The 11,454-nt window shown below is 41.7% G+C and carries 9 protein-coding genes; 7 read left to right on the top strand and 2 right to left on the bottom strand.

Annotated features, from left to right (window positions below; all coding sequences use genetic code 11):
• Positions 1 to 107: 107 nt before the first annotated feature.
• The 6 genes from J2X69_RS23195 to J2X69_RS23170 all read left to right on the top strand — a co-directional run bounded on the left by J2X69_RS23195 (position 108) and on the right by J2X69_RS23170 (position 6,298).
• Positions 108 to 518 (top strand): GNAT family N-acetyltransferase, encoded by a 411-nt coding sequence (locus J2X69_RS23195; protein WP_310108751.1) that lies wholly within the window; start codon positions 108 to 110, stop codon positions 516 to 518.
• 327 nt (positions 519 to 845) lie between these two features.
• Positions 846 to 1,928 (top strand): glutamate 5-kinase, encoded by a 1,083-nt coding sequence (proB, locus tag J2X69_RS23190; RefSeq protein ID WP_310108749.1) that lies wholly within the window; start codon positions 846 to 848, stop codon positions 1,926 to 1,928.
• Positions 1,921 to 3,162, top strand: a complete 1,242-nt coding sequence (locus J2X69_RS23185; RefSeq protein WP_310108746.1) for a glutamate-5-semialdehyde dehydrogenase — start codon at positions 1,921 to 1,923, stop codon at positions 3,160 to 3,162. Before proB ends, J2X69_RS23185 begins: the two co-directional genes overlap by 8 nt.
• A 299-nt stretch (positions 3,163 to 3,461) precedes the next feature.
• Positions 3,462 to 4,658 carry an AAA family ATPase gene (locus J2X69_RS23180; protein ID WP_310108744.1) on the top strand — a complete coding sequence of 399 codons (1,197 nt, stop codon included), beginning with the start codon at positions 3,462 to 3,464 and terminating at the stop codon, positions 4,656 to 4,658.
• 84 nt (positions 4,659 to 4,742) lie between these two features.
• The gene (gene purN / locus J2X69_RS23175) at positions 4,743 to 5,300 is read left to right on the top strand and encodes a phosphoribosylglycinamide formyltransferase (RefSeq protein ID WP_310108742.1); all 558 of its coding nucleotides are present in this window, start codon (positions 4,743 to 4,745) and stop codon (positions 5,298 to 5,300) included.
• Between the two features lie 275 nt (positions 5,301 to 5,575).
• Positions 5,576 to 6,298, top strand: a complete 723-nt coding sequence (locus tag J2X69_RS23170) for a DUF4197 domain-containing protein (RefSeq protein ID WP_310108741.1) — start codon at positions 5,576 to 5,578, stop codon at positions 6,296 to 6,298.
• A gap of 665 nt (positions 6,299 to 6,963) precedes the next feature.
• Here J2X69_RS23170 and J2X69_RS23165 read toward each other — a convergent pair.
• Positions 6,964 to 9,381, bottom strand: coding sequence for an ABC transporter permease (locus J2X69_RS23165; RefSeq protein ID WP_310108738.1), 2,418 nt, complete (start codon positions 9,379 to 9,381; stop codon positions 6,964 to 6,966).
• A 407-nt stretch (positions 9,382 to 9,788) separates the two neighbouring features.
• Positions 9,789 to 10,070 (bottom strand): hypothetical protein, encoded by a 282-nt coding sequence (locus J2X69_RS23160; protein WP_310108736.1) that lies wholly within the window; start codon positions 10,068 to 10,070, stop codon positions 9,789 to 9,791.
• Positions 10,071 to 10,735: 665 nt separating this feature from the next.
• Between J2X69_RS23160 and J2X69_RS23155 the strand changes: the two genes are divergently transcribed.
• The gene (locus J2X69_RS23155; RefSeq protein ID WP_310108734.1) at positions 10,736 to 11,233 is read left to right on the top strand and encodes a hypothetical protein; all 498 of its coding nucleotides are present in this window, start codon (positions 10,736 to 10,738) and stop codon (positions 11,231 to 11,233) included.
• Positions 11,234 to 11,454 lie beyond the last annotated feature (221 nt).

Below are 11,454 nucleotides of genomic sequence, written 5' to 3'. Positions count from 1 at the left end.
AAGCTCAACCGTAGATATTTTGGGGAAAGACTCTTTGACCGACTGATAATTGCGGGAATTCAACCCTACTGGCAAAGTAGCGGATAATCATAAAATTCATTCTTAATATGGAAATAACCTTATCAGATAGAAGAACTATAAAGATTGAAGCCATTTTGGAATTATATCGTGCCAACGAATGGAGCTCTGCAGACAAGCCAAGTGAGCTTTATAACGGACTTATGAATTCCCATTCACTATTCTCAGCGTGGGACAAGGATAGACTTGTTGGAATTGGCAATGCTATTTCTGACGGTTTTTTGGTCGTTTACTATCCTCATTTACTAGTTCACCCGGATTTTCAGGGAAAAGGAATTGGAAAGATGATTATGGATAAAATGCAGGAAAAGTATGGACATTTCCATATGCAAATGTTAACAGCAGACGGAAAAGCGATCGATTTCTATCAAAAGGCAGGTTTCACAAAAGCAGGAGACACGGAACCAATGTGGATTTACAAAGGGGATGAACATGGCTAAACATTAAGTAATAAATATGATTATCCTAAATGGTTCCAGTAGCCATATTTCCCTTGTTTTACTGGCTAGAAGACCGATGCCCCGTCACAGCGGGCTGGCCGAAGTGGGCTCAATGCTAGTGTTAACCAAATCCTATAATGCTTTAGTCTCTTCTTACTGGCCGAAAATCGGATATACAAAAAGTAATAACTCAAGAGAGCTTATGAACTGAAATCATAAAAGATAAAGCACTCATGTTCCTGATAAATCCACGGAACGGATCTGTAAATCTTAAATCCAAGGTTATAAGTCCCAAATCTTCCCTATTTTCAGGCAAATTTTTCAAAAATGCTAGACAGCAAATTACTTGTAATCAAAATCGGGTCGAATGTGCTGACTCAGGAAAACGGACTTCCTGATCTGGAACGCATGCAAAAACTCGTGGCTCAAATTCAGGATTTGACTTCCCGGGGAAAGAAAATCGTGCTGGTAAGCTCCGGAGCAGTGGCTTTCGGCAGGCAAGCCATTCCGCTTCCCGAGAAACTCAACCCCGTATTCAAAAAACAAATATGGGCTTCCACCGGCCAAATCCGACTGATCAATCAATACCAAAACTTCTTCGAAAAGCATGATCAACCGGTTGCGCAGATCTTGGTCACAAAAGAGGATTTTCGTGACAGAAAGCATTACCTGAACATGAAAAACTGTGTACAGGCATTGCTTTCACAGGGTATTTTGCCCATTATCAATGAAAATGACACCGTAACCATCACCGAGCTGATGTTCACTGACAACGATGAACTGGCAAGTCTCACAGCTGCTATGATCAATGCAGATACGATGGTATTGCTGACAAATGTGGACGGGATTTTCACGGGAAATCCTTCCGAGTCCACTTCCGAACTTATAGAAAAAGTAGCTTCCAGCATGCCCGAGGTGTCCAACTACATCTCGGCTTCCAAATCATCTTTCGGTCGCGGAGGCATGCTTACCAAATACGCTATGGCCAAGAAATCGGCCGATCTTGGCATTCAAGTAATCATTGCCAACGGTAAACGGGACAATGTTCTGGGTGAATTTGCAGACAAAACCTTGCGCTGCACCTGGTTTGAGCCACAGAAAGCCAAGCACGGTGCGAAGAAATGGCTGGCTCATGGCGAACATTATTACGTAGGAGAAGTTACGATCAATGAAGGTGCAAAAACCTCCCTTACTGCCGAAGTAATCCGGAGTTTATTGCCGATTGGAATTATTAAGCTGGAAGGTGAGTTTTCCAAAGGAGACATCTTGCTTATTCGTGATGAGTCCGGGCATAAAATCGGGCTTGGCCGTGCAGAGTATTCCTCCAAAATAGCCGGCGAAAGAGTTGGCCAAAAGAACCAAAAAGCATTAATCCATTACGATTACCTCTATATTTTCGATCATGACTGAGTACCAACATATATTTGAAGGAGTAAAAAAAGGAGCAAGAAAATTGACAGGTCTCAGCAATGAGAAAGTCAACCAGGTACTACATAACCTGGCCATTTCAGCAGTAGAAAACACCGACTTTCTACTCGAAGAAAACCAAAAAGATCTGGATCGCATGGATAAGAATGATCCTATGTACGACAGGTTGTTGCTTACTGAAGAGCGAATCCAGAGTATTGCCGGTGAAATCATTCAAGTAAGCGCACTCCCAAGTCCATTGCATCATGTTTTGGAGAGCAAAACCTTGGAAAACGGTCTTTCTCTGGAGAAAACAACAGTTCCTCTCGGAGTGATAGGAATCATTTACGAAGCTAGGCCAAATGTCACATTTGATGTGTTTACACTGGCTCTTAAATCTGGAAATGGCTTGGTGCTGAAAGGTGGATCAAATGCAGATTATTCCAATCGGGCCATCATGAGTTTGATCCATCAGGTATTGGCTGTTAATGAGCTGCCGACTGACGCATTCCAGCTTTTACCCGCAGACCGGGCTGCTACCAAAGCACTTCTGGAAGCGGTGGGTTTTGTGGATGTAATTATACCACGGGGTTCACAGGGACTGATCAATTTCGTAAGGGAAAATGCAAAAGTGCCGGTCATCGAAACCGGAGCCGGAATAGTCCATACCTATGTGGATGAATCGGCTGATCTCGATAAAGCAACGGAGATTGCCTTCAATTCCAAAACCCGCAGACCAAGCGTCTGTAATTCCTTGGATTGCTTAGTCATTCACGAAGTTCACCTGCCGGCCTTGAATGATATTATCCAACTTATGCTGGAAAGCAAGGTTCAGATTTTTGCTGACGAAAAGGCCTTTGCGGCTTTGGACAGCAATGAACTGATTTCACCGGCTGAAGAATCCCATTTTGGAACTGAGTTTCTGGGACTGAAATTAGCCATCAAGACCGTAGCAAATCTCGATGAAGCGCTGGATCATATCGCAGCATATTCTTCCAAGCATTCTGAAGCTATTGTGGCAGAAAATCAGGAAGTGATAGCCCGGTTTCTTCTTGAAGTGGATGCTGCTGCTGTGTATGCAAATGCCTCCACGGCATTTACCGACGGAGCCCAGTTCGGACTGGGAGCCGAAATCGGCATCAGCACCCAAAAACTACACGCCCGTGGCCCAATGGCTTTGAAAGAACTTTGCAGCTATAAGTGGATCGTGAGAGGAAATGGACAAGTGAGAGATTAGTGGTCAGTTTTCAGTTTATCCACCTGACTATGAAAAATTTAGAATTCACAAAAGAATGGTGACCCTAAGGTATTTAGGAACAAAATTGGGTAACCCTGTGCGAAGCCAAAAGATCCTCGACTTCGCTCGGACTGACACGACATCAGCGCACTAGATTAAAATTCCGTCATTGGTAGCAAGGCCGAAGAGTTTGACATTTAGCTATAACATTGTCTTGAATTTAAGACACTTTTGACAAACATTTGTCTTGAGTTAAAGACAATTTTGAGGTATATTTGTCTTGAACTCAAGACAATGTCATGGAAGAGCTTTATATATTCCAACAAAATCTCATTACTCAAATCTCCTTAGATTGGAAGAGGTATCTATTTTCTGAAATAAAAAGAGATGAGAAACTACTTGGAATAAAAGGAATTCGAGGTGTTGGGAAAACAACATTACTGCTTCAATATTTAATTTCTTCCCCGCTCAATCCTAACCAAAAACTGTATGTAACGGCGGATCATCCCTATTTTTATCAAAACTCTCTCTTTGAGTTAGCTTCACAGTTTTATTCAGCTTCAGGCCAGCTTCTATTAATTGACGAAGTACATAAGTATAAAAACTGGTCCAGAGAACTTAAGCTTATCTACGATGGGTTTCCAAATCTACAAGTAATTTTTACCAGTTCTTCAGCTTTGGATTTGTATAGAGGGGAATCAGATTTGAGTAGAAGATTAATCACCCAAAACCTAGAGGGGCTTTCTTTTAGAGAGTATCTGAGATTAACCCAAGCGTTAGAATTACCGAGTTTTTCATTGGAGGAATTGATCACAAACCATCTGGAAATAACGTCCACCTTACTTCCTAAATTCCATGCTCTTCCAAATTTCAAGAACTATCTCAACTATGGATATTTCCCAATAGTAAATCAAGTTACTCCTGAAAGTGTCAGCAGCAGGGTTTTCCAAATCATCAACACCGTACTTGAAAGCGATCTAGCTTTCGCCAAAGAATATTCCCCATCCAATATTGCCAAAATCAAAAAACTACTCGGTGTAATCTCGGTTTCAGTGCCTTTCGAACCAAATATTTCAAAAATTGCAGAAAAGTTAGGTTTAGGCAGAACGACCGTCTATTCATTTCTAGCTCATTTGCAAGACGCTAAGCTCATTCGGATGATTAACAAACAAAATCGGGGAATCAACTATTTGCAAAAGCCTGATAAAATTTATTTCGAAAACACAAATTTTGCTTTTGCTCTGCAATCGCAACCTAATTCCGGAACAATTAGAGAAACGTTTTTTGCCAATCAATTATCAAATTCCGGTCATAAGCTTGAATTAAGCACAAAAGGAGACTTTCTAATTGATCAGACTTGGACAGTAGAAATTGGCGGAAAATCAAAAGACGGGGAACAAATCAAAGGAGTTGAGGATAGTTTTTTGGCACTGGATGAACTGGAGATAGGTTTTGGTAAAAAAATCCCATTATGGCTATTCGGTTTTCTGTATTGAAATTTGATTATAAAAACCCTCAAAAATTATCCGTCTAAGGGAGATTTGCCTTAATTTCGTATTCCATCAAAATCCCACAACCCGTTGAAACGCCTCGCAATACTAGCCTCCGGAAGCGGTAGCAATGCCGAAAAAATCATGGCTCATTTCCAGAATTCTGAAAAAGCAGAAATTGTGCTGGTTGCCTCCAACAAGCCGGAAGCTTTTGTGCTGGAGCGGGCAAAGAAATTCGGCGTTCCCACATTTACTTTCTCCCGCAAGGAGATGGATGCCGGGATTTTACTTGAGAAACTCCAATCTGAAAATATTGATTGGGTGATTCTGGCCGGTTTTCTACTGAAAATCCCGGTTGATCTGACCAGAGCTTTTCCGGATAAAATGGTGAACATACACCCGGCTCTTTTGCCTAACTATGGAGGAAAAGGCATGTACGGGAGTTTTGTACACGAAGCCGTAAAAGCAGCCGGCGATACCAAGACCGGCATCACTATCCATCTGGTCAATGAAAATTACGACGAGGGAAGAATTGTTTTTCAGGCTTCCACCCCTATCACCGACGCCGATACACCTGATTCTATAGCCGAAAAAGTGCATGCCTTAGAGCACAAGCACTTCCCTGAAGTAATTGATGGGTTATTGTAAAACTTACTACAAAGCTCTTTAAAAAAAATCCATAATCTTGCAGAACTATTTTGAACTAGACCTTCTAAAGGAAGACCATATGAGAGATGTAGTCCATTTAGGTCAGCGGAAATCTTTGGACTTTTCTGTGGGAATCTTCGGGAATTCTTATTATACACTTGCAAGCAAAGGAAGGTCTACGGAAACTCTCAATAATCTAAATCCGCGAACATCTGCGAGCTTTTCTGCGTCTATCTGCGAGAACCCCACCATACTATTCACTTAAACACTATCCCATGATTTATAAATTCCCTATTACCTCCTATTTTATCTTCTTCTTAATCTCTTTGTCTTCTTTCACCACCGTTACTGCTTGCTTTGGCCAGACAATCAAACTTCCCAGCAATGATGAAATCAGCTCCGGTCTAAAAGAAGCACTGGAAAAAGCCACAGGAATCAGTGCAGAACGTTTGGGTTCCAAGGACGGGTATTTAGGAAATCTTGATGTCAAAATCCTTTTTCCCGAAGAAGCTAAAAACGTAGAAAAAACCCTACGCTCGATGGGCTTGGGCAGTATGGTAGATCAGGCGATCACCGGTCTCAACCGTGCTGCAGAAGACGCGGCTATGGAAGCCAAGCCTATCTTTACGGACGCAATCAAGCAAATGAGCATAGCTGATGTGAAAAACATTCTTTTGGGAGAAGACAATGCTGCTACCAGCTATTTCAATACCACTACATCCCCTGTGCTTACGGAGAAATTCTCACCTATAATAGACAGTAGCCTAAAGAAAACCGATGCTACCAAGTATTGGGAGGATGTGATGAACCGATACAACAAGGTCCCTTTAGTGAAAAAAGTAGATACAGATCTTACAGCCTATGTGACCAGAAAGGCAATTGACGGCCTATTTGTAGAAATAGCCAAAGAGGAATTGAAAATCCGTGAAGACATCTCTTCCCGATCTTCCCCTTTGCTCCAAAAGGTATTTGGCTATGCCAAGCAGGCTGATAAATAAGTGTTATTAGATTCTAGGCTCTTGGTTCTAGACTTCAGCCTTCGCTATTCAGCATTCAGCATTCGATATTCATTATTCCACCTGCTGTAGACAATTTTGTTATCCGTTGGACTGTTAACAAGTTGTTCAGGAAAATCGCTTCTACTCCTCCAAAAAAACTTCGAGGGTTTGATACAAGAAGACAGATATACCCAAAACAGACATGTTTCTTCAATGTCAACCCTCGAAGGATTACTCGATTTCACTAGACTCTTGGCTCTAGGTTCTAGCTACTTGATACTTAATACTACCTACGAGTCACTTTCTATAAATCCCTCCACGACAGTCATCGGGACAGGCTCTTGCCCCCTTTACCTGAATTTATTTTCCCAAACCAAGCCATCAATCCAAGGGGGAGTTCCGCAGATCTCGTTACTAGACTCTTGGTTCTAGATTCTAGGATCTTGGTTCTAGATCCTTAACTTCGCTATTCGACATTCAGCATTCGACATTCATTATCCCATCTGCTATGGACAATGTGGTTATCCACTTCGGTACCATCAAGTTGTCTTTATTGCAAACCTGAAAAGCTGTGTAGCTTGGTTCTTAACTCATGGATCTTGTTTCTTGATTTTAGGCTATTTCCTCTTGATACTCAATACTTGATACTAGCTACTTTCATTCTCTCACTCGCTTTTCAAGCTTTCCACGGGATTCATCAGTGCTGTCCGAACCGACTGGAAACTCACAGTGATCATCGCTATCATCAACGCTACTAAGCCGGTGACTGCAAAATACCACCATTGCAGCTCGATCTTAAAGGCAAAATTCTCCAGCCAAGCGTTTGACAAGTATAGGCTTATTGGAACAGAGATCAGGATAGCCAGTAGTACAGTCTTGCCAAAATCCTTCGAAAGCAAAGCGACAATGCTCCAATCAGTGGCTCCCATTGTCTTGCGAATACCAATTTCCTTAGTTCGCTGCTCTGTCATGAAGGCTGTCAGTCCATACAAACCCAGACATGCAATAAAGATAGCCAGAAGGGCAAATCCTATAATGATATTCGCTACACGTTCTTCCTTCTCATAATTACGCTGAAAGTCCTGATCCAAAAATGAATAAACAAAAGGATCTGCTATGTTGAATTTATCCCAGCCAGACTTTGCCGCAGCCAAAACATCATTGGTACTGCTTCCTACGAAATTAGCAATCAGATATCCACCACGATTCTGCTTTATAAAAGCGTACGGATTAATCTTCGTATGAAGGCTTTGGTAATTAAAATCCTTCACCACTCCTACAATCTCCAATGTATTCAACTCCCCTCTCCATTCGAAGTGAATCTTTCTTCCCACAGCTTCGGCAACTTCATAACCCAAGGATTTAATAGCCGATTCGTTCAAAATCATCATGGGATATTCCGAAGTGTACTCCTCAGTAAATGTCCTTCCTTCCAGCAGCTGAAATCCAAGTGTCTCTACGAAATCATCACCGACATATGCATTGGTTATGTTCACTACATCCTCCACGGTTTTGCCATCTGCATAGTACATCATATCCTCTATGCTTTCTATTCCCGGATAAGTTGAGGCTAGCGTCACAGATTTCACATTTGGATTCTGCATCATACTGGTTTTCAGCACATCATATTTGAATACAGCATCTTCACTTTTGAGTGGAAGAATCAATTGTTGGTCTTTTTTGAATCCCAAATCCTGATTTTGGACAAAGTCCAGTTGGTTCTTGATCACAAAAACCATCAAGATCAGACATGCTGAAATAGCAAACTGAAAAACCACCAAGACTTGGCGGAGTGAAAAACCCGACAATCTGCCTTTAAATCTCCCTTTCAGTACAGTGCTTGGCGTGAAGGCTGACAGAAAAAATGCCGGATAGATTCCTGCTAGCAAACCCGCCGCAATAGCTAGGATAAAAATCGCCAGTAGAGGAAAAGCCCGTTGGTACAACTCCAAATCCTTACCGGTCAATTGGTTGAAGTAAGGCATTAAAAGTGAAGCAAGTAGAAAAGCCATTATCAGCCCCAGCACGGAAATGATCAAGGATTCACCCAAAAACTGTCTTATCAACTCATTCTTCTTCGCTCCCAATAGTTTCCTTATTCCTACTTCCTTAGAGCGCTTTTCGGATCGTGCGGTCGCCAAATTCATAAAATTGATGCAGGCGATCAGAAGAATAAATCCGGCCACCGATCCAAAAACATAGAGCGTCGTCATATTGCCCGTGACTCCCAATTCGTAATCTATGCTAGAACTAAGGTAAATAGCTGTCAAAGGCTGCAAAAACAAGCTTTTGCTAAAGCTTCCCATGGCTTTCAAATCCTCTGCGCCATGTCGGTCAAAAAACGGAATCAGTTTTTCCTCAAACGCCCCGGTATCAGTGTTTGGAAGAAGCTTTACATAGGTATAAAAGATATTGTTAGTAGCCCAGTTAGTCATTCCTTTCACTGCATTGCCTATGTCATTATTTTCCATAGACAGGAAAAAATTCGCATCCACATGGGACTTTACTCCGGTATCCTCAAATACGCCGGTGATGGTATAATCAAAGTCTCCGAAAGGCAAGCCAATGGTAAGGGGCTGGTTCATGGGATCAGCTTCACCGAAGAATTTTCTGGCAAGCGAAGCAGAAAGAATCACAGAATTGGGAGCTTTCAGGGCATTGGAAGGCAGCCCCGTTAGAAATTCATATTCAAAAACCTGAAAGAAAGTAGAATCTACATAATAACCTTTTGATTCATAAAACTGTGTTACCTCACCGTTGCTTTCACTTTTCAAGAGCATTTGGTCAAGTTCGGGAAACTTCATGATTCGGGTAGAGTTTTCGACTTCAGCAAAGTCACTTCTCAAACCTTCCGCCAGCGGACCCGGGCTCCCGGCCCATTTAGAATCTGCGGTTTCCAGAGCCACACGATAGATCCGTTCTCCATCTTTGACATGCTGATCGTACGACAGCTCGTCAAAAATAAACAGCCCAATCAGCAAGCATGCTGCCAGACCAACCGCCATTCCAAGTACGTTAATGACAGTAAGTGACTTGTGCTTTTTGAGGTTTCTAAAGGATATTTTGACGTTGTTTTGCCACATGATTTTTATAGTTACAAAATTCTAATTTGGCATTTCGATATTCAGCATTCAGCATTCATTATTCCACCCGCTGTAGACAGTTTTATTATCCACTTCGGTGCTATCAAGTTGCCGTTATTGCACTCCAAAAGCTTTGTAGCTTGCTTCTTAACTCATGCATCTTGTTTCTTGCTACCAGTTAATTCCTATAAATCCCCCTTGCCCCCTTTACCCGAATTTATTTTCCCAAACCAAGCCATCAATCCAAGGGGGAGTTCCGCATGCCTTGTCACCAAATTCTAGACTCTTGATTCTTTGCTCCTGATTCATGCTTCTTGGCTCTAACTACTTGATACTAGCTACTTGGCACTTAATTTTTGGTTCTTGGTTCTCACTAAATAGCTCCAATTAATTTCTCAAGCCCCAAATCATCTCACCTGCATCCACTTTTTGCTCTCTCTATCTACAAATGTGATGGGAACAAATTTATCCGTCGGAGCTCCGATGTAGTACACTGTCCAGCTTGGGTCATGCTTGGTCAGCATTTCGGAGATGCAATCCGCCCGATGAGCCGTGGGATTCTGGCAATCATCCCAGTAGAATAGCTCTACTTTATAATGTAGCGACTTTACCTCATTGTTGATGATCACCTGGATATCAATGTTTTGTTTTCCGGGAAGGTTCGGGATAGGAATGGCGATATGACTCATGGGTTTGTGTGTTTAAGTGTGTAATTATTGATACATATATTGTGGTTCTAATGTGTCACCCGGAGCGCCTGCTTGTCCGGTAGGCAGGAAGTCAGAGGGTTGTACGATTGTTATTTTGATTCTAGATTCTTGACTCTTTGCTACTGCAAGCTCTTCTACTTCCATGCCATTCGCAACCCCTCAAATCGGCCTATTTTGTCATAAAATCAGGACATTGAAGCAATCCACCGAACAATTTTGTCCGCCAGTGGGCAAAGTCAATAGTGTGTCCACTAAATAGGTGTTATAAAAAGCTGAGTTGACTGGCATCATTGAGGATATCATATTTTCATTTTATGTACATCCGCTTTTCTGTCAGCAATGCAGTAAATGCATTATAGGATTCGGAAAACACTAGCATTGAGGCTGCTTCGGCCTCCTGTCTTCAGTCCGGTAAAGCAAGGAGAATATAGCTTCTGGCATCATTCCGAATAGTCATATCTTTTTATCACTTTACTTGCGCCTGACATGGATTTCGTTCTATTTTTCAGATATAGTACAAGAGCGAATCCAGTCTCCGTATTAAACGATTGAATTCCTGATTAGTAAAAACCTACATTTCTTTACAAATGCAACTTTCTAAAATTCTAATTTTCTGTTTTTTAGTACTCACCAGCCCACGGCCCTTGGCTCAAGAAAAAATAGATGATGTAAAAAGCATCAACGGACTTGAATTAGCTTCTACGCTGGAAAGCCTGCAAAGTGAACTTCAATTAATCACAGGCCAAGAATCAATCTATCAAAACAATCCATGGCTAGCGGCAAGTGTAAAACGGAATCTAGACGTAGGAATCCAGGAGGGAATCTACCAAGGCTTTCCCTTAAGGATTGTCAACGGGAAAGAAGCACATGACTTGAGATTAACCTATCTTTCCGGTAGCTTATACAAATGCAGGTGGACTTATAACAAGCGCGATATTCCCAATATGGAAAGCGGAGTCAAAGACTTCATTACATATTTTACCAAAAAATTTGGTCCTCCGGTAGAGACTTTTTCCAACGAAACTTTTATATGGAAAGGGGATGTGAATAGACTCACTATCAATTATTACAATGGGACTATACAAATTGAATGGAGAGACAATGTCTCTGATAAAAAAGCCAAGCAACTCACCGGGAGTTAGATCACAGAGCTAATTTCCAGTTAATGCTGTAGGAGTATTTCGAGTAAACTGCTCCGCTTTTTCAGGAAAGTCGCTTCCACTCCAAAAAACCTTCGAGGGTTTGATACAAGAAGACTGATATACCCAAAACAGACATGTTTCTTCAATGTCAACCCTCGAAGGGTTACCCGATTTCACTAGACTCTTGGTTCTAGACTCTTGGCTCATTTTTGTCAATCCGA

The sequence above is a fragment of the Algoriphagus sp. 4150 genome, from assembly GCF_031457395.1.
Classification (GTDB): domain Bacteria; phylum Bacteroidota; class Bacteroidia; order Cytophagales; family Cyclobacteriaceae; genus Algoriphagus.
This window is presented reverse-complemented; position numbering and strand designations above follow the sequence as displayed.